Source organism: Sphingomonas kyeonggiensis (genome assembly GCF_030812785.1).
GTDB lineage: Bacteria > Pseudomonadota > Alphaproteobacteria > Sphingomonadales > Sphingomonadaceae > Sphingomonas > Sphingomonas kyeonggiensis_B.
On the sequence record NZ_JAUSTJ010000003.1, the window covers coordinates 397,168 to 421,057 of the forward strand.

At 67.4% G+C, this 23,890-nt stretch carries 15 protein-coding genes and 2 pseudogenes; 4 read left to right on the top strand and 13 right to left on the bottom strand.

The features are described from left to right. Positions 1-43: 43 nt before the first annotated feature. Entirely contained in the window at positions 44-1,039 is a 996-nt protein-coding gene (locus J2W22_RS19715) for a LysR family transcriptional regulator (protein WP_307119985.1), read from the top strand. A gap of 111 nt (positions 1,040-1,150) precedes the next feature. On the opposite strand, the pseudogene J2W22_RS19720 reads toward J2W22_RS19715, so the two are convergent. The 5 genes and pseudogenes from J2W22_RS19720 to J2W22_RS19740 form a co-directional block, all read right to left on the bottom strand. Beyond that, positions 1,151-2,179 (bottom strand): annotated as a pseudogene (locus tag J2W22_RS19720) (FAD-dependent monooxygenase); the annotation flags it as partial. Then, positions 2,133-2,924, bottom strand: coding sequence for an SDR family NAD(P)-dependent oxidoreductase (locus J2W22_RS19725; RefSeq protein WP_307119986.1), 792 nt, complete (start codon positions 2,922-2,924; stop codon positions 2,133-2,135). The pseudogene J2W22_RS19720 and the gene J2W22_RS19725, both read right to left, overlap by 47 nt. A 47-nt stretch (positions 2,925-2,971) precedes the next feature. Further along, positions 2,972-3,850 (bottom strand): alpha/beta fold hydrolase, encoded by an 879-nt coding sequence (locus tag J2W22_RS19730; protein WP_307119987.1) that lies wholly within the window; start codon positions 3,848-3,850, stop codon positions 2,972-2,974. A gap of 10 nt (positions 3,851-3,860) precedes the next feature. Beyond that, positions 3,861-4,760, bottom strand: a complete 900-nt coding sequence (locus J2W22_RS19735) for a methyltransferase domain-containing protein (protein ID WP_307119988.1) — start codon at positions 4,758-4,760, stop codon at positions 3,861-3,863. 492 nt (positions 4,761-5,252) lie between these two features. Next, the gene (locus tag J2W22_RS19740) at positions 5,253-7,559 is read right to left on the bottom strand and encodes a TonB-dependent siderophore receptor (RefSeq protein ID WP_307119989.1); all 2,307 of its coding nucleotides are present in this window, start codon (positions 7,557-7,559) and stop codon (positions 5,253-5,255) included. 86 nt (positions 7,560-7,645) lie between these two features. Here J2W22_RS19740 and J2W22_RS19745 point away from each other — a divergent pair, with 86 nt between their 5' ends. From J2W22_RS19745 to J2W22_RS19755, 3 genes are read left to right on the top strand one after another with little or no spacing between them, the layout of a single operon-like run. Then, positions 7,646-7,936, top strand: a complete 291-nt coding sequence (locus J2W22_RS19745) for a ketohydroxyglutarate aldolase (protein WP_307119990.1) — start codon at positions 7,646-7,648, stop codon at positions 7,934-7,936. Beyond that, positions 7,933-9,504 carry a PepSY-associated TM helix domain-containing protein gene (locus J2W22_RS19750; RefSeq protein WP_307119991.1) on the top strand — a complete coding sequence of 524 codons (1,572 nt, stop codon included), beginning with the start codon at positions 7,933-7,935 and terminating at the stop codon, positions 9,502-9,504. The genes J2W22_RS19745 and J2W22_RS19750 overlap by 4 nt, the downstream gene beginning before the upstream one ends. After that, entirely contained in the window at positions 9,494-9,799 is a 306-nt protein-coding gene (locus J2W22_RS19755; RefSeq protein ID WP_307119992.1) for a DUF3325 family protein, read from the top strand. Before J2W22_RS19750 ends, J2W22_RS19755 begins: the two co-directional genes overlap by 11 nt. Positions 9,800-9,821: 22 nt before the next feature. On the opposite strand, the gene J2W22_RS19760 is transcribed toward J2W22_RS19755, so the two are convergent. From J2W22_RS19760 to J2W22_RS19795, 8 genes and pseudogenes are all read right to left on the bottom strand, one after another. After that, positions 9,822-12,383 (bottom strand): sensor domain-containing protein, encoded by a 2,562-nt coding sequence (locus tag J2W22_RS19760; RefSeq protein ID WP_307119993.1) that lies wholly within the window; start codon positions 12,381-12,383, stop codon positions 9,822-9,824. Positions 12,384-12,512: 129 nt separating this feature from the next. Further along, positions 12,513-13,226 (bottom strand): TorF family putative porin, encoded by a 714-nt coding sequence (locus J2W22_RS19765; RefSeq protein ID WP_307119994.1) that lies wholly within the window; start codon positions 13,224-13,226, stop codon positions 12,513-12,515. 71 nt (positions 13,227-13,297) lie between these two features. Next, positions 13,298-15,415, bottom strand: a pseudogene (locus tag J2W22_RS19770) (putative bifunctional diguanylate cyclase/phosphodiesterase); the annotation flags it as partial. A 156-nt stretch (positions 15,416-15,571) separates the two neighbouring features. Beyond that, positions 15,572-18,115, bottom strand: coding sequence for a hypothetical protein (locus tag J2W22_RS19775; protein ID WP_307119996.1), 2,544 nt, complete (start codon positions 18,113-18,115; stop codon positions 15,572-15,574). Positions 18,116-18,326: 211 nt separating this feature from the next. Beyond that, complete coding sequence (locus J2W22_RS19780; RefSeq protein ID WP_307119997.1) at positions 18,327-18,695, bottom strand: hypothetical protein; 369 nt, start codon at positions 18,693-18,695, stop codon at positions 18,327-18,329. A 188-nt stretch (positions 18,696-18,883) separates the two neighbouring features. Continuing rightward, entirely contained in the window at positions 18,884-22,210 is a 3,327-nt protein-coding gene (locus J2W22_RS19785; RefSeq protein WP_307119998.1) for a TonB-dependent receptor domain-containing protein, read from the bottom strand. A gap of 71 nt (positions 22,211-22,281) precedes the next feature. Beyond that, entirely contained in the window at positions 22,282-23,238 is a 957-nt protein-coding gene (locus J2W22_RS19790; protein WP_307119999.1) for a FecR family protein, read from the bottom strand. Continuing rightward, entirely contained in the window at positions 23,235-23,789 is a 555-nt protein-coding gene (locus J2W22_RS19795) for an RNA polymerase sigma factor (RefSeq protein ID WP_307120000.1), read from the bottom strand. The genes J2W22_RS19790 and J2W22_RS19795 overlap by 4 nt, the downstream gene beginning before the upstream one ends. Between the last annotated feature and the right edge of the window lie 101 nt (positions 23,790-23,890).

Here is a 23,890-nt window from a genome sequence, read left to right on the forward strand (position 1 = left end):
CCCAGATGATTGCCTTGATTAGCTTGCGCAATCGGGATGGGTTATGCGGCAGAACGGCACAATCGGCCGGAACGGCATCGGCGAGCTGATGGCCGCCATCCAGCTTGCCGAGCGGCGCAGCTTCCGCGCGGCCGCGGACTATCTGGGCATCTCGCCCACCGCGCTGAGCAGCAATATCCGGGCGCTGGAGGACCGGCTGGGCGTGCGGCTGTTCAACCGGACCACGCGCAGCGTCTCGCTGACCGCCGCGGGCGCCGAGTTCATCGCGCGGGTGGCGCCGGCGCTCGCCGAGATCGAGCGTGCCGCCGAAGAAGCCGGCAGCCGCTCCGGCGCACCTTCGGGCCTGCTGCGCATCAACAGCTCGGTGACCGGGGCGCATCAGGTCCTGGCCCCGGTGCTGCGCGATTTCAGCCGGCGCCATCCGCTGGTCTCGATCGAGCTCACCACCGAGACGCGGCTCGTCGACATCGTGCTGAACGGATGCGACGCCGGCGTCCGGCTGGAGGAATCCGTCCCCGCCGACATGGTCGCGGTGCCGCTGCCCTTCGGCCTGGATTTCTGCGTGGTCGCCGCGCCGGCCTATCTGCGCGAACACCCCGCGCCGGGCGTTCCCGCGGATCTGCTGCACCATCGCTGCATCCGCTCGGTGCTGCCCGGCGGCGGGACCTATCGCTGGGAATTCGAGCGGGGCGGCGAAGCGCTCGCGCTCGACGTGCCCGGCAATCTCACCCTCGACAACCAGCTGCTGCTGTTCAAGGCCGCGATCGAGGGCATGGGGATCGCCTATATCGCGCGCTCGATCTGCAGCGATGCGATCGCGGCGGGACAGCTATCGCTGCTCCTCGAGCCGTGGATGCCGAGATCCTCCCGGCTCTGCCTCTATTATCCGCACAACCGGAACACCTCCCCGGCACTACGCGCGCTGGTCGACACGATCCGTGCCGCCGTTCTGGAACGGGAGGAGGAGCGGGGCATAGCTGCGCCGATAGAGGCGGTCGCCGAGCAGCCGGAGGATGGCGATGCGGAGCGGCCGCGGTAGCGACCGGGTCGAATCCCGCGCCCGGCATTGCTTCTGGACCCAGCGCACACGCTCCAGCCGCTGCCGGTTGAATTCGGCCAGCGCGGCGCGGAGATCCTGCGCGCCGGCGAGGCAATCGGCGAGCACCAGCGCATCCTCGAACGCCATGCTGGCCCCCTGCGCCATGCTCGGCGAGCAGGCATGGGCGGCGTCGCCGACCAGCACCGCCGCCTCGTTGCTCCAGTCGCGCGCCGCGACTTCGCCCAGATAGCCCTTGTCGATCCGGTCGTCCGGCCCGAGCGCGGCGACGACCGGCGCGAGGGGTGCCGCGAAGCCGCCGAACAGGTCCTGCAGGTCCTGGCGATGGGTGGCCGGATGAGCGGGAAGCAGCACATTGTCCGCGTCTCCGTACAGATAGAGCAGCCCGTCCTCTACCGGCACGCCGAGCAGCGCGCGGCGCTGGCCGAGCATCACCGTCCAGTGGCGCAAGCCGATGCGGTTCGGCACCAGCGTCCGCCAGCAGGTGCGCGGATAGATTTCGGGCGGCTCATATCCGAACAGCTGGGTGCGCGTTGCGGAGGTGAAGCCGTCGGCGCCGATGACCAAATCATAGACAGCCTCGGCTCCGTCCGAGAAGGTCACCCGCGCCTTGTGATCCTCGATCGCGATAGCGTCGGTCCAGGTGCCGTAGCGGACCTGCGCCTCGACGCCCGAGCGGAGTATCCCGGTGAGCGATGCCCGGGTGAGCGACAGGCAGGGGCCGGCGCCTTCCCAGAAGCCGTCCACGTCCATGTCGTGCAGCGTGCCGCCGCCGACATCGAGGATGGTCTGGCGCCGATTGTGCCAGGCGATGTCCGCCACCCGCTCGTCCAGCCCCAGTCCGCGCAGCGCGACCATGGCGTTGCCGGGCAGGAACATGCCGGCCCCGCCGGTCAGGGGGCTCGGCGCGCGGTCGATGATGTCGAACGCGATGCCCCGGCGCTCGAATGCGCGGGCGAGTGCAAGGCCGGCGATGCCGGCGCCGATGATCAGAATATTCCTCGACATGGGTACTCCTGGACGGCCGAAGCCGGAGAATGCGCTGCCTATGGCATATGGCGCGCACTGGTTGCGGTTAGACGGAGACGCCGCCATCGACCCGGATATGCGCGCCGGTAACATAGGCGGCGGCGTCGCTGCACAGGAACTCGATGACGCTTGCGACTTCCGCCACCTTGCCGAACCGGCCCATCGGGGTGCCGCGGCGTACCGTGTCATAGGCCCCGCCCAGCACCTGGCGGAGCAGGCCGGTCTCGACTCGCCCGGGCTGCACCGTATTGATGGTGATGCCGCGCCCCGCCAGCTCGCGGGCCAGCCCGCGCGTCAATCCCGTCATCGCGGCCTTGGTCATCGTGTACGCCGCCTGGCCGGGATAGGGCATATAGTCGCTGCTGACGCTGCCGACATTGATGATCCGCCCGCCCGCCGGCATGTGCGGCAGGGCCTCGCGGATCGCGAGGAACGGCGCCTTCACGTTGACCGCCACCATTTCCTCGAGCGCGCCGAGATCATAGCTTTCGATCGCACCTGCACGGGCCAGCCCGGCATTGTTGACCAGCATATCGATGCGGCCGAAGCCTTCGATCAGTTCCCGGATACAGGCACGGGTCTCTTCCGCGGACCGCGCATCGACCCGCATCGCCATTGCCGTCCGCCCGGCGTCGAACAGCTCCCGTTCAAGCTCCCAGGCGGCATCGCGCGAGGCGAAATAGGTGAAGGCGACCGATGCTCCCTCCTCGGCGAACCTGCGCACGACCGCTGCGCCGATGCCGGTGCTGCCGCCGGTGACCAGCGCGATCTTGCCCGTGAAGCGCTGCTCGCGCCGGATCTCGCGCTTCGGGATGGTGAATTGTTCCGGATACGACATGCGCGGGTCCATTCGTTGCGGTGTGCAGGAGGAGGGAAGGCCGGCGATCACCCGCCCAGGCCGAACCCCAGCACCGCCGCATTGAAACCATCGGCCTGCTCGAGATGGATGAAATGCCCCGCATCCTGGAAGCGCAGGAACCGTGCGTCGGGCGCCAGCGAGGCGATGATCTCGCCATGGGCGGGCCCGCAGATGAAATCCTGCTCGCCCGCCAGCACCAGCGCCGGAACGCGCAGGCCGGGCAGCTCCGCCGTCACGTCGAACGGCGCACCGTCGCCGATCAGCAGGGTCGCGGTAATTGCGTCCCGGATCGCTTCGAAATGCAGGTCGGGGCGGCGGAAATCGGCGAAATAGACGGGCAACAGGCGTTGCAGCACGTGGAGATAATCGGCGTCGCTGCGCATCGAGCCGAGGCTCTGCCATGCCGGCAGCACGTCCTCGGCCAGCGGATCGCCGGCGTGGCGGGCGGCGAAGGCTGCCGCATTCTGTCCCGCCGATGCGATGAACGCCCCGCCGGTAATCGCCGCGCTCGCATAGAGGATGATGCCCTTCAGCCGCTCCGGGTGCCGCAGCGCATGATGCTGCGCGACGAAGCCGCCATGCGAATGGCCGAGCAGCAGCGCGTCCTGCAGGTCGAGGGCATCGAACAAGGCGCCGAGCTGCTCGCTGTAGCGCGCGACGCTATAGCCTCCGGGATGCGAGGGCAGGCGGCCGGAAGCGCCCGTGCCGATCGGCTCCAGATACAGCATGGTGAAATGCTGCTCGAGCGCCGGCATGCGCAGATAGCGCCAGCCGATCCCCGGGCCGCCGGAATGGACGACGCATAGCGGCCCCCGCCCGGCAATAGTGTAGTCCTGCCGGACGCCCAGCAGGTCGATGGCATGCGCGCCGGGGCTGAGCAGCTCGGATCGGGAATGGTCGGTCATCTACGCTTCCTCACAAACACGCCGGATGATCGGCATCCGGCAGGGAACTGGTCCTCGCCACCACGAAGGTCGCCACCGGGCCGCGGTCGACTTCGATGTCGCCAAAGCCTTCACGCGCGAGCATCGCAACAAGCTCGGCACTGTCGGTGATCTCGCCGCCGTTGCGCAGCGTGCGCAGTGCGGTGAACTCGGCGAGGAAAGGGTCCTGTGGCACCGTGTAGAGGCCGGCCACCAGAAAGGCGCCGGGGCGCGAGGCTGCGGCGATCCGAGCGATCGCCTCGCGCACCACCGCGCGCTGCAGGAACATGGTCGGCAGCCAGGCCAGGCTGTAGCGGGGCGTTGCCGGCAGATCGGCCACGTCGAGCAGGTCGATGCGGATGCGTGCGGCGAACGGGCTCGCAGCGACATTGCGTTCCGCGATGGCGAGTGCAGGCGGCCAGATGTCGATGCCATGCACCTCCAGCGCGGGACAGGCCTGCGCCGCGCGGAGCGCGATTGCGCCCACGCCGGTTCCAACGTCGAGGAAACGGCCGCGCAGGGCCTGCTTGAGCGGGGGGCGGGTCTCCGACAGCGCCAGGATCCGGTCGAACACGCTTGCCGAGGCCCGGCCCTGCGCCTGGAGTGTCTCCGGGTCGGTGATTTGCCAGCCAGGCCCGCGGGCGGGGTCGCGCAGCAATTCGCTGCCCTCCGCAAAGGCCATCGCGATCATGGTTTGCAGCCGCGGCAGCGCCGCCTCGGCCAGCGACGACGGTGCGATCCCGAGCGCGAGCCCGGCAGCCCGCGCGATCCGGTCGCGCATCTCCGTATCCATATCGGCGCGCGTGCGAAGCTTCAGGGCGGCGCCGATCGCTGCGAGCATGCGGACCGAACGGGCAAGCTCGGCCACCCGGGGCAAGGCCGATTCCGTCATCGCTGCCTGTTCCGAGCGACAGGCATCCTGGCCATCAACTTCCCGATCACATCCGGTCTCCGCGGCAACCCGCCCTGGCAGGCCATGTGGCGGAGACTGCGGCAAAGCGCCCGTTAGCTTGCGCGAGCGGTCGTTAGCGCAGCGCCGGCAGCACCCCGCTGACGGTCGCTAACATCGCATGCGCGTCGATAACGTGCCCCCGCCGTCGCCGGCTGGCTCCGCGGTGCAGCTATGAGGAGATCACCCGGCCCGTCCGCATCCCGCGGCTGCGCAGGACATCATCCGCATGGTGTCGACCGGCAACTTCTCGGCGGCGGCGAATGCCCCCGCTGCGGATTTCGAGTTGGAAGAAGCCGGGCTGGCCAACTGCCATAGCCCAGGCGGGCGGCCCGGACGAACCGGATCGCGTGCTCCTGGGAAGCCGGAATCCGGCGGCCCAGGAGCTTGTGCGTCAGGGGTTTGGGGATCAGGGCCGCGTTTCCGATTCTCCACTCACCACTGGAAGCGCAGTGATCCGATCACGGTCCGTCCCGCGCCATAATAGCAGCTGTTGCTGAACGGGCAGGCGGAGATGTAGCTCTTGTCGAACAGGTTCGACGCATTGAGCGCCAGCGAGGAGCCCCGCAGCGCCGGCGTCGCCTTGCCGAGATCATAGCCGAGCATCGCATCGACCAGGGTGAAGCTCTCGGTCGTGAAGCGTTCGAAGGTCGTGACGTTGCTGACCACCTTATAGGCGGTGGTGCCGTCCGATCCGCCGACATAGCGGACGCCGAGACCGGCCTTCAATCCGCTCAGCGGACCGGCGATGCGTCCGCTCTTTCCGAAATCATAGGAGAGGAAGGTCGAGGCGGTCCATTCGGGCGTACCGAGCTGGCGGGTCCCGGTGGTGGTCGGCGTGCCGCTGTTGGTCGCGGTCGGCGCGACGGCGGGCGCGCCCTGGGTGATGATCGCGTCGGTATAGGCGGCGGCGGCCACCACGTCGAAGCCCGGAGTCACTTCGCCGCGACCCTCGAATTCGAGGCCGCGCACGCGCACCTCGCCGATCTGGATCTGCGCGGTCGAGGGGATGCCGTTGGTCCCGGCCCGCGGATCGCCCACCGGCACCTTCTGGCGGCGCAGGTCATAGGCCGAGACGGTGAACAGCGCATTGGTGCCGCGCGGCTGGTACTTGATGCCCGCCTCATACTGGCGCCCGGTGACCGGATCGAACGGCACGCCGTCCCAGGTGGTGCCGGTCTGCGGCTCGAACGATTCCGAATAGCTGATATAGGGCGAGACCCCGAACGGCAGCTCGTACAGCGCGCCCAACCGGCCGGTGAACGCGGTCTGGCTGAACGGCGTCATCGCATTGTTGCGCTTGTTGAGCGTCGTCTGGTCGTACCAGTCATAGCGCCCGCTCGCGATCAGCTGGAGCCGGCCGATCGCGATCTGGTCCTGCAGATAGACGCCGACCTGATCGCGCTTGCTGTAGCTGTTGGTATAGGCGCCGGACAGCTGGGTCAGGTCGAAGCTCGGCAGCGTGCCGCCATAGACCGGGTTGAACAGGTTGAGGTTGGGAATGCTGGTGACCGGATTGGCCGTCACGCCGGTGTTGAACTGCTGGAAATTCTCGCCCGCGATGTGCTGATAGTCGATGCCCGCCAGCACATTGTGCCTGAGCGGCCCGGTCTCGAACTTGGCGTTGAAGCTGTTGTCGAGCGTCAGCGTGTCGAAATTCTCGTCCGCGCCGCCGCCGCCGCGGATGATCGTCGAATAATCGGTGTTGCGGTTCACGCCCGTGCCCGTCGTCGCGAAGCCTGCGACATAGAGCTGGCGATAGCTCAGCCAGTTGTTCTGGAAGCGCGCGCTTGAGCGGAACGACAGGTGCGCGTTGAAATCGTGGCGGAACAGCGCCTCGATCGACTTGGCGCGGTGGTCGTAGCGCTCATAGCCGGGATCGCCGGTATTGATGTCGCGCGGCAGCTTGCCATTGGGGTTGGGCAGCACCGAGCCATAGGCGGACACGCCCGAATAGCCGCCGCCGCTCGGCGAGCGCTGATAGGATGCGATCAGCGTCAGGCTGGTCGCATCGTCGGGCGCGAAGGTCAGCATCGGGCTGACATGATAGCGCTCGGAGAAGGTGCCGCGGGTCAGCCCGTCGCCCTTCTGCCAGCCGCCGACGATGCGGGCGAGCCAGCGCCCGTCGCCATCGAGCGGCTGGTTGACATCGGCCACCGCGCGGATCGTGTCGTAATTGCCCAGCTGCAGCTCGAACCGGCCGGATGCGGTCTTTTCGGGCATCTTGCTGGTCAGGTTGACCAGGCCGCCCGGCGTCGAGTTGCCGTACAGCACCGATGCCGGGCCCTTGACCACATCGATATGGTCGATGCGGTTGAAGTCGATCTGCGGCGTCGAATAGGGGCCTGCGAGCAGGCGCATGCCGTCGAGATACACGCCCGGCGCGAAGCCGCGCAGGATCAGCTGGTCGTAGCGCGTGACCATGCCGCCGCGCTGGTTGGCCGCGACGCCCGCGACATAGCCGAGCGCCTGGTTGATCGACAGCGCGTTGCGCCGGACCAGCTCGTCATTGTCGATCACCGTGATGGTCTGCGGCGTCTCCATCAGCGGCGTGTCGGTCTTGGTGCCCGAACCGGTTTGCTTCTCGCGCAGGCCCGTCACCAGGATCGTCGAATCCTGCGCCTTGTCGTCCTCCGGTCCATCCTCGGCATGGGCCGGTGCGGGAAGGAGCGCCAGCGCCGGCACCAGCGCCGAATGCATCAGGAACCCACGGAACAGCGAGCGACGGAAACTACCGGCCACAAAACCCCCTTTATTATTGATAACGATTCGCAATTGCTGCTAGGGGCGATCTGCAGCCGATGCAAGACGGGAAAAGGGGGATCGGAATGGCGAGTGCCCAGGATGCCGGGCGGGGATGGTCGATGGCCGGGCGCTGTCTGACCGCGCTGGTCGGCGGCTATGCCGCGGCGGCGGGTCTGGCGACGCTGCTCGCCCGTCTGCTGCCGGTCGCACGGGTCGAGGCGACCGCCTGGGGAATGATCCTTTCCTTCCTGTTCTATGCCGCGTTCGGGCTATGGGCGTTCCACGAGCCGCGGCTCGCGCGCGTCGCCGGCGTTATCTGGGGCATTGCCATCGTCACGGGTGGCGCTGCGCTGCTGCTGGGAGTCCGGCCGTGAAGGGCAATGGCGTGCGCCAGTCGATGGCGTGGATCCATGGCTGGCTCGGGCTGCTCGCCGGCTGGATCCTCTTCGCGATGTTCGTCACCGGCACCGCGAGCTATTTCCGTCCCGAGATCACCCGCTGGATGCAGCCCGAATATCGGCCGCGCCCGGTGGGCAATGCCGAAGCCGCGCGGACCGCTGTCGCCTGGCTCCAGAAGAACGCCCCGCACGACGAGCAATGGACGATCTACCTTCCGAACGACCGGACGCTCGCGACCCGGGTCTTCACCCGCGCCCGGCCCAGTCCCGATCCCAAGGCGCCACGCCCGCCGCGCCGGCCGGAGACGCGCCTCGATCCCGCCACCGGCGTTCCGGTCGAGGCGCGCGAGACCCGCGGCGGCGAGTTCTTCTACCGCTTCCATTTCCAGCTGCAGCTGCCGCATCCCTGGGGCCGGTGGCTCGCCGGGCTGTGCGCGATGTTCATGCTCGGCGCGATCCTGTCGGGGGTGATCACCCACAAGCGCATCTTCGCCGACTTCTTCACGCTGCGCTGGAGCAAGGGGCGGCGCAGCTGGCTCGACGCGCACAATGTCTCGGCGGTGCTCGCGCTGCCCTATCACGCGATGATCACCTATACCGGGCTGATCACGTTGGTCGCGATGTACACACCCTGGCCCATCCTCGCCAACTACGCCCAGCCCGCCGCCTTCTCCGCGAGTCTCTATGCCGATACCGCAAGCCAGAAGGCTTCGGGGCAGCCGGGCCGGCTCGCCGATATCGGCCGGCTTGTTGAGGCGGCGTCGGCGGAATGGCAGGGCGCCCGTGTCTCGCGCATCATTATCGGCAATCCTGACGATGCGTCCTCCACCGTCACGCTGCTCCGCTCGAGCGACGACAGGCTCAATGCCCGCAGCGCATCGATCACCTATGCCGGCGTGTCGGGCGAGCGCCTGTCCGCGTCTCCCCCGCTGGGGCCGGCGATAGAGACCGCGGGCGTGATGCTCGGCCTGCACCTGGGCTGGTTCGCCGGGCCGCTGCTGCGCTGGGTCTGCTTCCTGCTCGGCCTCACCGGCTGCGCGATGGTCGCGACCGGCCTGGTGCTGTGGGCGGTGAAGCGGCGCAAGCCCGGCGCTAAGCCCTTTTTCGGCCTGTCGCTCGTCGATCGACTCAATATCGGCGCGATCGCCTGCCTGCCAGCGGGCATGGCCGCGTTCCTGCTCGCCAACCGGTTGCTGCCGCCGATGCTGGCCAGCCGCGCCGACCTCGAAGTCTCCGCCATGTTCTGGACCTGGTTCGGGCTGGCCGGACTGTCGCTCCTCCGTCCGGCCCGCCGGGCCTGGATCGAGACGCTGGCGTTCAGCGCCCTGCTGTTCGCGGCGATCCCGATCGTGGACCTGGTCACTATCGGCGGGGGAGCGTTCGACGGCTTCTTCCTCGCGTTCGATGGCACGATGGTGCTGCTCGCGGCGGTGCTCGGCTTCGCGGCCTGGCGGCTGGCCCGGCGGCCGGTCGATGCGGCCCGGCCGCGCCGGCGCGTGTCCCTTGCCGTGTCCGAGGTCCGGGAGGCCATGGATGTCGCTTGAAGTGGCCCTGTTCGGCTATGCCGGTTTCGCTAATCTCGCACGCGGCAGGGGGCGGGAGCTCCGGACCGCGCCTGCGGAGCGTTCGCGCGCGCGGATCATCGGCTGGCTCCTGATCCTGGCTTCCTTCCTCGCCGCCTTGCTCCGCTTCGGGCCCTATCAGGCCGTTCCGGCATGGCTCGCCCTGCTGTCGGTGAGCGGCGTGGCCCTCGTTCTCGTTCTTTCGCGCTGGCCGGCGAGGGCCTCGGCACCGTGGATGCCGATGACCGCCGTCGCCCTGGCCCTCTGCTTCCTTTGAGGCGTAGGGAAGGGGCCGTGCCCTATTGGAGCGGGGCCAGGATCGCCGGGCTATCGGTAAGATAGCGCAGCTCGCCGGCGGGCACCGCGGGCGAGAAGAGGAAGCCCTGGCCGAAGCGGCAGCCCGCGTCCGACAGCCAATCGGCCTGGGCCTGGGTCTCGATGCCTTCGGCCACCACTTCGATGCCCAGGTTCCTGCCGAGCGAGATTACCGCCTCGGCGATGACCGAATGCTGCGCGTCGCTGCGGACGTCGGAGACGAAGCTGCGGTCGATCTTGATGATGTCGACGGGGAACTGCTTGAGATGGCTGAGCGAGGCATAGCCCGTCCCGAAATCGTCGAGCGCGACCCGTATCCCCTCGCGGTTCAGCATGCGCAGCGCGGCTTCGACGCGTTCTGGGTTTCGGGCTAGGAATACGGTTTCCGTCACTTCGAGCTGCAATAGTGCGGGGGAAAGCCCGGATTCGTGCAGCAATTCGAGGATCGAATCGCCGAAATCGGCGCGCTGGAGGTCGGCTGTGGAGGCGTTGAGCGCGACATGGCCGAACGCGAGTCCCCGGTCGCGCCATTCGCGCATCTGCGCGACGATCAGCCGGAGCATGCGCTGGGTGAGGGCGGTCGAGACCTCATGATCGTCGAACGCCGCGGCGATCGTGGCGGGCAGATGGACCTTGCCGCTGTCATCCACCCAGCGGGCAAGCGCCTCGAACCCGGCGATCTCGCCGGTGCGCAGATCGACCTTGGGCTGATAGAAGGCCCGGACGCGATCCTCCTGCAGCGCGGTCCGCGCGATGTTGGTCATCGTGACCCGCTGCTGCATCTCCTCGCGCATGTGCGGCGCGAAGACGAGCAGCTCGCCGCGGCGCAGCGCCTTGGACGAATAGAGCGCCAGGTCGGCATGCTTGAGCAGGTCGCCGGGCGTCGTGCCGTGGACGGGGAAGAGGCTCGCCCCGATGCTGGCGCGGCAATCGAGCTTGGCGCCGCGATGGAAGACGGGCTCGCGGAGCCGCTCTAGGATGCGCTCCGATATGGCGGTGGCTTCCTCGCGCGTGCCGACCCCCGGCAGGATCAGCGCGAACTCGTCGCCGCCCAGCCGCGCGACGGTGTCCATCGGACGGACGGAGGCGCGCAGCCGATCGGCCAGGGTCCGCAGCACGACATCCCCGGCATCATGCCCCATGGTGTCGTTGATCTGCTTGAAATGATCGACGTCGAGAACGAACAGCGCGAGCGCCTCGCCCTCGGCGTCGGCCATGGCGAGCTGCTCGGCGAGCCTTGTGTCGAACAGCCCGCGATTGGGCAGCTGGGTCAGCGCGTCATGGCTGGCGCTCCAGCTGATCCGGTCCTGCGCCACGGTCTGCTCGTCGATATCCTCGACCACGCCGTACCAGCGGAAGATCTCGCCATTCTCCGCATAGCGCGGCCCCGCGCGGACCCGGCACCAGCGATAGCTGCCGTCCCGCCCGCGCAGGCGATAGCGCAGGTCGACGCGCGCGCCGGTGCACAGCGAATGCCCCCATTGGGCGAGGGTGGCGTCGACATCGTCGGGATGCAGCGCCTCGACCCAGCGCTGGGGCGGCATGCCGATCAGCTCGTCCCATCGCGGCCCGGCATCGAGGATGTTGCCCTGCGGATCCGCGGTCCACGGGATCTGGGGATTAAGCTCGACCGTGTAGCGGAAATGCTCCTCGCTCTCGCGCAGCCTGGTCAGCGTCTGCTCCTGCGCGTCGACATCCTCGCTCAGCCCGTACCAGCGCACCACCTGGCCGGCGGAATCCAGCTTCGGGAAGGCGCGTGAGCGGAGCCAGCGTACCTCGCCATTGCCGCAGAGCAGGCGCGCCTTGACGTCGAGCGGCGCGGTGGTGGCCAGCGACTGGGCGACGGCAGCGACGAACGTCGCGCGGTCCTCCTCATGGATGCTCTCCAGCCAGCCCGTCCCCAGCGCCGCCGCCTCGGGGAGGCCGGTAAGCGCGATCCAGCGCCCGCTGACCGTCAGGACATTGCCCGCCGGATCGGCGGTCCAGGGGATGTGCGGGGAAAGCTCGACCGTGTTGCGATGATGCTCCTCGCTTTGCTCGAGCGCGAGGTTGGCCAGCCGACGCTCGGTCAGGTCGAGCAGCACGCCGCGGATGGCCTCCACCCGGCCGTTCCGGCTGATCGGGCTGATCCGCGCCCAGCAATGGCGCTCGCTGCCGTCCGGGCGCACGATCCGGAATTCGCGGCCGATGCGATCATATTCCTTCAGCGCGGCGAGCAGCCGTTCCCGCACCGGCTCACGGTCTTCGGGGTGGATGCAGGCCAGCGTGTTGTCGAGCGTCGGCGTGAAGCTGGAGGGATCGCGCCCGGCGATGCGGAACAGCTCGCGCGACCAGGCGAATTCGCGCGTCCCGACTCGCCAGCGCCAGACGCCCATCTGCGCGATGGCGAAGGCTTCTTCCAGGTCCTCGGGCGAAAGGCTCAGATCGTCGCCGTCCGCGGTGCCGGAACGCGAATCCAGATGGGCGGGCGGCACCGGTACGAATTCGGCCATGTCAGGCCGGTGAAGATACTCGCCCTGGCCGGGAACCCAATCATGCGTTTCCATTCGACACTCGCTGGTCGCAGTCCCCTCCAAGGACTTCGATAGAAGTAGAGCGGTTAAAAATCGCTCCACGACAATGCGTTAATCTCGAGAGAATATAAGAGCCGCACGACATGCACTTCCGCCGCACAGTCAAAGGCCTAGCCCCAGCGTCAGGAGCAGTGCGCGCTCGGAGCGGCGTCCGCCTACGGCATCGGCGCGCGCGGCGCCGACATAGCTGCCCGATAGGCGGAACCTGCCGCGCGTCGCCGTGACGCTCGCGCTCCAGTCGAGCTTGCCCCCGCGTGCGCTTCCGTCGAACGGGCCGGACTCATAGCCGGCGCGAAGGCCGATGCTGAGCGGAGTGCCCGCTATCGCCTGGTCGAGGCCGGCAAAGCCATAGGCATTGCCGCGCCGCGTTCCGCTCGGGTCGAGCAGCGCGCGCTGGGGCGGGGCATAGGAGATGCCGGCCCGAAGGGCGGTGCCGCCGCGCTCGCGGCTTAGCGCGAGCGTCGCCTCGCCATAGTCGCAGTCCGGCGCGCCCGGGTAATGATACCAGGCAACGCTGGCATCGACAGTCAGCCACTGACCAAGGGCGCGGCGATAGCCGAGCATCCCGTCGAGCTCGAGCCGGGCAGATTTCTGCCCGCCCTGTGCCCAGGAGCCGAAGGCGCCCACATACAGCCCGCCGCGCTCCGCCTCGATGCTCGCCTGGAGCGCCGGCCGGTCGCCGGACAGGGAGACGCCCCGATAGCGATAGTCCGACACTAGAGCCGCCTCGCCGCTTGCCTCCACCTGCGCAGCGGCGGGGCAGGGTAGTGCTGCGAGCCCTGCGGTGGCGAGGAACAGGGCCGGGCGCAGGTCCATCAGGCGGCGCGTAGCGCGGCGTTCCCGGTGCGCAGCTTCTCGATCTCGTCCGCGGGCACGGGCTGCGAGAAGAGATAGCCCTGCATCTGGTTGCAGCCGGCCTGGGTGAGGAAACGCTGCTGTTCGCGGGTCTCCACGCCCTCGGCGGTGACGGTCAGGCCGATGGCATGGCCGAGCGTCACCACCGCATGGATGATCGCGGCGGAATCGACCGTGTGCCCCAGATGCTGGATGAAGCTGCGGTCGATCTTGATCTTGTCGACCTCGAACTTGCGCAGATAGCTCAGCGAGGAATAGCCGGTCCCGAAATCGTCGAGCGCGATGCGGAGGCCGCCGGCGCGCAGCCTGACAAGCCCGGCGCGGACCAGATCGTCATCGTCGATCAGCACGCCCTCGGTCACTTCGAGTTCCAGCTGCTCGGGCCGCACGCCGGAGCTGCGTACGATATCGAGGACCCGGTCGACAAAGCCCGGGGTGCGGAACTGGACCGGGGACAGGTTGATCGCGACGAACAGGTCGGGCCAGCGCCGGGCGGCCGTGCAGGCCTCGCGCAGCACCCATTCGCCGAGCGGGATGATCAACCCCGTCTCCTCGGCGATCGGGATCACCTGGGCGGGCGGCAGCTGGCCATGCGCGGTGGTGGTCCAGCGCATCAGCGCCTCGACCCCGACCATGGCACCCTCGGCATCGACCAGAGGCTGGTAATGGAGCGCCAGCCCGTCGCCGGTCGCCAGCGCGCTGCGGAGATCCTCCTCGACCGCGCCGCGCAGCTGGACGGTCGCGTCCATCGATGCGTTGAAATGGCGGTAGCAGTCCCGGCCTTCGGCCTTGGCGCTGTAGAGCGCGATATCGGCTTTGCGCAGCAGGTCGATCCGCTCCGACCCGGCAAGCGGCGCCTGCACGATGCCGATACTGACGCCGACGAATGCCTGGTTGCCCAGCACTTCGAACGGCAGGTGCACGGCGTTCAGGATGCGCTGGCACAGCCGGTCGATCGCGTCGGCTCCGGCAAGCGTCGGCAGCAGGATGGCGAATTCGTCGCCACCCAGCCGCGCGATCGTGTCCTCCTCGCGAAGCAGTCCGCTCAGCCGGCTGGCGAATTCGCGGATCAGCGCGTCGCCTGCCTGATGTCCGAAGCTGTCATTGACATGCTTGAACCGGTCGAGGTCGAGCAGCAGCAAGGTGGCACCGCCACCGCGGCGTGCGCGGGCCAGCGCATGGTCGAGCCGGTCGTTGAACAGCGTGCGGTTGGGCAGCCCGGTCAGCGGATCGTGGAACGCCAGATGCTGCGCCTGGGCGCGGCTGGTCTCGAGCTGGAGCCGGGCCCGCAGGTTGCGGCCGAGCAGCCATGCCAGCATCGTGCCGACAAGGGCGAGGGCGAGCAGAAGCACCGTCGTCATGTGCTGCGCGACCGCCAGGCCGGGGCGGAACGGATGCCAGGCGAGATAGCCGATCACCGCTCCCTGTGCATTGCGCAGGGGAACGCTGGCCCTGGTGTCGGGCCGGGCGAGAATATGCGCGCCTTCGACGCCGTAGCGCACTGCCAGTTCGCCAAGGAAGCTGCCGTCGAGATAGCGGACGCTCACATGGAGATGCTCGGAGCCGGCCGCTTGCGGGACCTTGCCCGTCTCCGAGATGACCGGCTTCAGGCTCAGGATCGCGGGATGGCCGCGCACGATGGCGATCGTGCTGGCGCCCGGGGTCTGCTCCTGGGCGCTCGCGGGGCGCAGATCGCCGCGGCGCAGCTGCGCGCGCAGGGTGTGGATGAGGGGAACCGCGCGTGGTGCTACCGCCGCAAAGTCCGCCAGGCTGGCGCGCCGGCCATTCCGCATCGCGTAGATCGGGCGCTCTTCGGCATCGAGCAGATAGGTCTCGTCATGCTTGTAATAGCTGTGGAACCAGATGCCGAGATTCTGGTCGATCCAGGCAAGATCGAGGGGCCTGTGCCGAACCTGGCGGACGGCATCGTCCCAATAGGTGGAGGCTTCCTGATCCTTGCGCACGGCCACCACCGCGCTCGCGACCGCCATTGTGGCAATGCGGACCTGGCGCTGCTCCGCCGCGTCATCGGAGCCCGCCGTCGCGAAGTGCAGCACCGCGCCCACCATCAGCGCGAGGAGCAGCACGACTCCGGCGCTGGGCAGGAGCACCGCCTTCAGAAACAGACCTCGGGACCTCGATCCTGGCATTTCGCCCCTTGCACTCCTTGCGAAGGGCGCCGCGCAGCCAGCCGGACCAGACGTTCCCCCTCTTCCCTTGATAGAGGGGCAGGAGGTGGGCCGGATTTGTTATTCTATTTCTGATGCTTAATGCAGTAGAATTACGTACCGGTATCGGGCTTCCGGCTAGAAGCGCTTGCGGAGGGTGATGCGTGCGGTCCGGCCCAGCGGGTCGATCTCGTCGTGGCTATATCCCAGCGGAATGCTGCCGTCGGGCAGGCGTACCCGGCGATATCCGTTGAAGAGGTTCCGTACCTCCAAGGAGAGCTTGATGTCCTTCAGCCAGGCATGACCGGTCTTTGCCAGCAGATGTTCCGGCTCGACAAAGGCGGATAGATTGAGGGTCGACCAGGCGGAGAAGCGATAGTCGCTGCCGGGCGAGGCGCGGTTCCGCAGGCGCGCGGCGCCGCTCCAGCTTCCGTTCAGGCTTGCGCCGATACCCCGCTTGCCGGCGGTGAGCTGCAGCGACAGCCGGTCCCGCGACTGGCCGCTGTCGTCGCCGAGCTGGTCGATCACCGGAAGCCCCGGGCGGGTGCGCAATTCGCTCTTCAGGCGCCGGCGGTAATTGAGCGAGAGCGTCCAGTTGATCGGGTCCGCGGCGGCTTGCGGGGCCGGGCCGGCGCGGCGGCGCGGCAGGCGCAGCGCCACGCCCGAGCTGAAATCGGCGCTCGTCTCGCCGACAAGATTGATCGGGCGTGCATCGACCGAGACCAGTCGGCCCGCCGCGTCCCGAACGATGCGCTCCGGAAAGGCGGCCTCGATCGCCGGCGTCAGCTCCGGGAAGGGGGCGACGCCGCCCTTCGCGACCTGCTCCGCATAGCCGAAGTTCAGCGTCAGAATCTGGTCGGAAAGGGGACGCAGCATCGCCGTCAGCGAACGGTTCTGGCGCGTGCCGCGGCGCAGGTTGGGGTTACCGCCAAGGATCCACACCGCGTCCACTGCTTCCTGGCGCGCATAGTCGAAGATCCGGTTGATCGTCGTCACCGCCGGTGCGTCGAGCTGATCGGGCGTGGGCGCTGCATCGACATTCTCCAGCGTGCCGCGCAGCTGGACGAAGCGGGCGGGCGCCCAGGTGAAGCCCGCGCCGTAGCGCTTCTGAAGGCTGGCGCCCGAGATCGCCTGGCCCCCGGCGGTCAGATCGATCGTGAGGTCGCCCAGCGGCCCGAGCGTGCCCTGGGTACGCCCCGATATCGGCAGGTTGATCGACAGCTGGCCATCCACCCGGCTCGATTGCCGGCTCATGACCAGCGTGTCGGCGGACGAGGTGCTGATCCTGCTCTCCAGCGTGTTGTGGGCGAGATTGATCGTGGCATTTGCGGTGACTGGACCGGCCGGCAGGTCGAGCATTTTCCCGATCGCGTTCAGCCGGACGGAGATGCTCTGTCCTTGCGAATGGTTGCGGTTGGTCAGCAGCAGCTGGCGGCTCCATGGGCCATAGGGATTGAAGCCGGGCTCGCCGGCGTCGAGCAGGCCCTGCACCCGGGGCGCGTCGATGCCGCGCTCGAGAAGGCTGTCGCTCCAGTTGCGGGCATAGCTGGCGGACAGCGCCAGCTGCCAGCCCGAGACCCGGCCGGTCAGGCTCAGCGCTGCGCCCAGCATCTGCGCGCTGTTGTCGTTCCGCAGGGCGCGCGTGCCGGCCAGGGGGCGGACCAGCAGGACGTCGCCCGAAAAGGGCGACCAGGGATTGTCGGCGGGCAGCACGGCCGACGCCATCGGCAGGCCGCGCAGCGCGTTGCTGTCCGTGCTGCTCGCATTGAGGTTCAGCGACGCGGTGAATGCGCCGAGGGGATGGCTGACGCCTGCGTTGAACATCACGCCGCGCTTCGACGGTAGCAGCGTCTCGAACGCGTTGGGATCGACGGGGGCGGTGCGGTCGGCGGTCGCGGCGAAGTCGGTGAGGGTGGGTGGCTGCCATTCCGCGCCGGGCGGGATGGCGGCGCGGGTTATGGTCCGGCCGGCGGCGAGGCTGAGCGCCGGGTCGATCTCCCCGCCGGCCAGGCCGGTGACGATGCCGGTGCCGTCGAAGATGCCGGGGGCAGGTGCGATGTCCCGCGCGCTCTTGTGCAGCGCGCTGTCCTGGGTGACGCGGGCGGTGGCGCTCCAGCGGGTCGGCCCGTCGATCGCCACCCGCCCGGCGGAAAGCTCGCCGCCATATTGGCCTCCCCGTGTCGCGGTCCAGCCGCCGGCATCGAGGGTCGTGCTGGTGAAGTGCTTCTTCAGGACCAGGTTCACCACGCGCTTGCCGGCGGGATAGCCGTATCGGGCCGCGGCATCGGGCTTGAGGACGGCCAGGCGATTCAGTGCCTCGGCGGGATAGGACAGGATGGCGCGATCACCGTCTGCCGGCCGGCCGTTGATCAGCAGGACCGGCTCCTCCCCGCTGGGATCGATGAAGGGTGCCAGGCGATCGAGCAATCCCTGGATGCTGTCGGCGCCCTGGCCGGCGATCTCGTCCTCGCGGAACTCGGTCTCGGCGGCAACGCTGGCTTCGCCATAGCGGGGGGCGGTGACGACGATCTCGTCGCGGGGCGCGGGCGTTTCCGGAGCGGCGGGAGCCGGTGCGGGTGTCGCCGCGCCGCCGCCCTTGCCATCCGCCTGGGCCCGGGCCGCAGGGCATGATGCGACGGGCAGCGCGATGGAGAGCAACAAGGCGACGCGCGCCGGGATCATCGGGAAGCCAGCGTCTTTCGCACCTGTTTCACCTTGCCCGGCGAACGATATCCGGTTCCCGCAGGGGCGAACAGCCTTTGATCGGGCGACCGGGGCCGCCAACTTGCGAGGGCCTGCCCGCGCGCCCATGGTTAAGGCGGACGCGCGAGAGCGCGCGCCCGCCAGAACCGACCTGCAATGTCACATGCATGCCAGTGAAGTCACCGCAGGCTCAGGGAGCGGTAGCGGTTCCCTCGATCGAGCATTCCTGGTCGTCATTGACCGGCGGCAGGGTGGCGTCGATCGTGAACTGCGTCCCGTTCCAGGTGGCGCTGATGTCCCCCGCGCAATCGCCCGAAGTAATCGTGTTCACATAGACGTTGTGCACGATGAACTGGCCAGTCGTCGAGTTGAAGCTGTAGCTATAGGGGTTCCCGCTGAAGCTGAGGAACGCACAGAACGGGCTTCCCGAATTCAGCGATACGCTGACGGTGTCGCTGGTCGAGTTCACGTTGAGGCCGATTACGCAGGAAAAGGCCAGACCCTTCTGCACATCGACGTTGCCATGATAAGTTCCGCTCGGCTCTGCAATCTGTGCCATTGCTGGCGCGGTGATAATCTGCGCTCCAACAAAAGCAGAGGAAAGCATAATGAACTTCGAAAGATTTTTCACGGTCCATCTCCTGTGTTTTGTTTATGATTAGCGCATTTAGAATCATGCGCGACTCACTTATACATGAAGTGTATTGAGAATCAATATAAACAAGACTCAAATGACTTTATATTACTTTAGAATCTCTTCATCATGCTGAAGCCAATGATGCGCGGATCGAGCGTGAAGACATTGGTCGTCAAACCCGTGTCATCCGAGTTCGTGAAAAAATCCGTGATCGGAGAACTGTTGAGCAGGTTCTTGACGTAGAGCTGGAAAGTAAGATCGGACGCCGGTCGCGACAAAGTCACCGCGATATTGATATTATCCCATGCTCTCAGGCGATCATATTCGGTGTTGTAGATGCGAGCGAAGCTCTTGGACTGTCGGTAATAGTCGCCACGAAAGGTGAGGTCCCAGTTCCCGCCGTCCAGGAAGAAGGTATATTGGGCGCCGACATTGAGGGTCCAGCGCGGGGCGTTGGGGAGCTCGTTTCCGGTGAGATCCGCGGCAAAGCCGCGCCCGCCATTCGGCGCGCCGCTGCCGCCCTGCGCGATGTTCAGGCCCACCGTGTCCGGATTGTAAGGCGCGAACGGATCATAGGTGAAGCCGGTGAGCGCATAATAGGGAAACTTGCTCGCCACTGCCGGATTGTAGGTGCCGACCCGGGTCGCGCCGGGGCACAAAGATGCCAGCGCTGCCGTGTTGCCTATCGCCAGCGCCTTCTCCACGAAGACGCGCGGCGCGATGCAGTTCGAGGGAACCTGAATCCAGGGGCGCAGCACCATCCAGTCCGGGTCGCCCTGCGTCCGGTTCATCACGTCGATCGACTGCGATCCCTTTTTCAGCCGGGTCTTAAGCAAGCCCAGATTCCCGTCGATGCGAAAGGCGCGGGAGGGGCGCCAGGCCGCCTCGAACTCCAGGCCCATGCTGGTCGCGCCGAAATTCTCGTTGAAGGCGATCCGGTCGACGATCTGCGAGATCTGATAGTCCTTGTAGTCGTAGAAGAAGCCGGTGGCGTTGAAGGTGAAGCGGCCGCCGTCGAAGCTGTTCTTCGTGCCGATCTCGAACGCGTTGACGAATTCCGGCCGGAAGGTCTGCGGCAGGAACTGGTATTGCACGATCGCCGGATTGAAATCGACGCGGGGCGGGTTCGTGCCGCCGCCCTTGTAGCCGCGCGCGGCGGAGAGATAGACGAGCGTATCGTCGGTGAAGCCGAGCCTGGGCTTCCAGTCGAGCACGGCGCGGCCGGTGAACTCGCCCCATTTCTGGCGGATGTCGGGCAGGGCGGGGTAGCCGCTGTTCACCCGGCCGCCGGTGAGGTCGCCGGGAACTGCGGCCCCGGTGCCGCCGCCGAGCAGCAGCTGGCTGGGGACCTGGGTCGATACCTTCTCGTCCTGCGTGTAGCGCAGGCCTATCGTCAGCTTCAGGTTGCTTGCGAACTTCCAGTAGAGCTCACCGAAGCCCGCCCAGCTTTTGATCCGGATGCCGTTCTGGCTGAGGAAGTAATTATGTCCCTGGTTGTCGAGGCTATCCATCGGGTTGCGATCGACATAAGGGCATTCGCGCCCTTCATAGCCCAGTGCGCAGGGCAGCAGCACGCGCGCGCGGGGCGTGCCGCCGATGCTGTACCACCAGTCCGAAATCAGCGTGAACATGTTGTTGAAGACGTAGTAATCGTCTTGGGATTTGAAGTTGAGATAGTTGATGCCGACGTTGAAGTTGAGTGGTCCTTTGAAGCTGGACTGTAATCTGAACTCCTGGGACCATTGCTGGTTGCGCGATTTGCTGATGTCCGCCGACAGCATCCGGTCCGAGCACCCGAGCTGCGGGTCGCAATAGATGCCTCCCGGCGTGGGAAGCATCGACGTATCGACCGGCCTGCGCAGCGTGTCGGTGAGAACTTGCGAGGAATCGGTGAAGATCGGATTGCTGACGAACCGGTTATAGTCCTGCGAGGAATAGAAGCGGTCGCGGGCATAGGCGGTCTGCGAGACCAGCTGCAGTCCCTCCGACGGCTCGAACTCGAGGTTGAGCTGGAACACGTCGTTGCGGGCGCGGAAGACCGGGTCGTAGCTCGTCGAAATCTCGCGCAGGTCATGCGATTGCACCACGCCCGCATAGGGATCGCCCGGGCGAAGCGCGTTGACGATGGGACCCACGCGCGTGGGGTTGGTGGGGTTGGGCTGATAGCCCCAGGTGATCGAGGCGGGCACCTCCAGATAGACCAGGCTATAGGCATTGGGCACGCCGAATGCGGCGTCGTCATAGATGGATCCCGGCAGGCAGCCCTGGCTGAGCTTGCCGCGCAGGACCGGGTTCGTGATCGTGATATTGCCGACCTGCGCGGGCCCGGGATCGCTGGTGCACAGCTGCTTGCCAGTGCGCGAGCGGTTGTCCTTCTCCTCGAAATGCTGCCAGATCAGGTTGGCGCGGAGCCGGTCGCTCGGCTTCCACTGGACGATCGCGCGCGTCGACCACAGGTTGCGGCCATTGACGTCGCGCCGGGTGAAGCTGTTGTAGTCAAAGCCTTCGCGGCTGGTCCAGGCGCCGGCGAAGCGGACGCCGAGCGTGTCGCCGAGCGGCACGTTGACCATGCCCTGCGCCCGCATCGAGCCATAGTTGCCGCCTTCCAGCTTCAGCTCGGCGGCAAGGTCCTCGTCGGGCAGCGCCGGCAGCACATTGACCACGCCGGCGGTGGCGTTGCGTCCATAGAGCGTGCCCTGGGGGCCGCGCAGCACCTCGACGCGCTGGAGGTCGAAGAATTCGGATTCGAACAGCCGGTTGCGCACCAGCGGGGTGTTGTTGAAGCTCACCGCGACCGCCGGGTCGCTCGATGCGGAGACCGCCTTCGTTCCGATCCCGCGGATCGAGAAATTGTACATGCTGAAGTTGCTCTTCGAGAAGGTGACGTTCGGCACCGCGCGCAGCAGCTCGGAACCGCCCTCGATCTTCTTGTCGTTCAGCGCTTCGGCGGAGAATGCCGAGACGGCGATCGGCACGTTGCGGATCGATTCCTCGCGCTTCTGCGCCGTCACGATGATCTCGGTCGGCGCATCGTCCTGCACGGCCGGCCTGCCGGCATTGCTCTGGCCGGCCGCCGGGGCGGGGGTGGGCAGGGGGGCGGTGCTCGAGGTGGTGGCGACGGCTCCGGCGACGGGGACGACGACATAGGTCTTGGCGCCCGTCTGGCGCGCGACCAGCCCGGTGCCCTGGAGCAGCGATCGGAGCGCCTGGTCGATCCCCATCTCGCCGCGAACCGGCGCGGTGCGCTTGCCCCTGGTATATTTGCGGGCGGCGATGATCTGGATGTCGGCCTGATGGCCGAGCGCGACGATCCCGGTTTCCGCCGCCTGTGCCGATACGTCGAAGCTGCGCTTCTGCGCCGAAGCCGGCGGCGCCACCATCACGAAAACGCACGCGGTCGCCCCCAACAAGGCGGCCCGCCCCCTCACAATGCCCATGCTATCCCTCTCCCTTGCGGGCTTTTTCGCCCGTCATCCCGCAAGAGTCGCCGGCGCGATTTTTCCTTTTTCTATTTTCGCGGCCGGCCGACGCGGATCTCGTTCGGATCGCTCAGGTCGATCGGCACGCCGAGGCTCTCATGGACCGCCATTGCGAACCCCTCGAGGTCGTCGGTGCGCAGCGTGCCGTCGAAGCTTTCCTTGCCGATGTTCGGATCGACGATGACGAGCTGGCGATGATTGTAGCGGTTGAACTCGGCCGCGGCGTCGGCGAGCGAGACGCCGGCAAGGTCGATCTTGCCTTCCCGCCAGGCGAGCGCGCGATAGACCGAGGTCGCGCTGGTGGGGCTGCGCAGCACCGCGGCATTGTCGGCGACGAAGGCATGCTCGCCGGCGGCGATGCGGATGTGCGGCGCCGTGGCGTCCTCCGCCCAGGCCTCGACCACGCCTTCGGTAACGAAGATGTCGGCCCCCGCTTCGCGCCGCCGCACGGCAAAGGCCGTGCCCACCGCCTGCACGCGGATCCGCCCGGCCTCCACCAGAAAGGGGCGCTTCGCATCCTTGGCGACCTGGAACCACAATTCGCCCTGCCGGATCCGGACGAGCCGGCGCGCCTTCTCCAGGTCGACCGTCGCCTGGCTGGCGGTGTTGATCACCATCGTCGAACCATCGGCGAGCGGCACGCGGCGGATCTCGCCGACTTCGGTGCCATAGCGGGCGCCCTGGCCGATCAGGAATGCGCCCGCCGCGACCGATGCAGCGATCGCCGCGCCGCCGCCGATCAGGAAGCGCCGCCTGCCGGGCTGCGCGACGCGGCCATCCGCATCGTCGTCGTTCGAAGCCGTCGCCAGCGCGTCGAGCGTCGCCCAGGCCGCCTGCGCCTGGAGCAGCGCGCCCTGCCGCCGTGGATCCACGTCCAGCCAGCGCGCGAGATCGGCCTCGTCCGCCTCGCTCCAGTCGGCGCCGTCCATCCGCGCCACCCAGCGCGCGGCCGCGTCCTGGATCTCGCGGGCGCTCTGGTGCGTCATGACCGGCGTCCCACATCGATGCGCGGCTTGCCCGCCTGGGTGCCGTTCAGCCAGGCGGTCACCCGGCTGTCCTCGTCGCGCCATATCCGCAGGATCGTCTGGATGCCATGATAGACGTCGTTCTCGACCACGCTTTCGGTCACGCCGACGCGCCTGGCGATCTCCTTCTGGGAAATGCCTTCGATCTTGCGCATCTCGACGATGCGCCGGCAGCGCTCGGGAAGCTTCGCCATGATCGCGCGCAGCCGGGCATAGTCGAGCCGCCCTGCCGCCTCGCGTTCGGGCGAGGGGCTGTCGTCGATCGCATAGGTTTCGATCTCGGCGATCATGTCGATCGACACGATCCGGCTGCGCTTGATCCGCTGCAGCAGAAGATTGCGGACGATCGAGAAGAAATAGGCGCCGGGCCGCGTGATATGATCGACCGTGTCGAGCGCGGCGAGGCGGCAATAGGCTTCCTGAACGATGTCATCGATATCTTCCTCCGAGACACGGGCACGGGCAAGCCAAGCCCGTACTGTGCCCTCGTACGGGATCACCGTTTCTGCCACCCAGATCGCCCTCAGGCGGCGGCGCTCGAAGTTCGCCCCCTTCTTCGTCGGATCTCTCCTGGTCTTCGTTCTTCTCGTGCGGATTCTGTTGTCCGGACCTT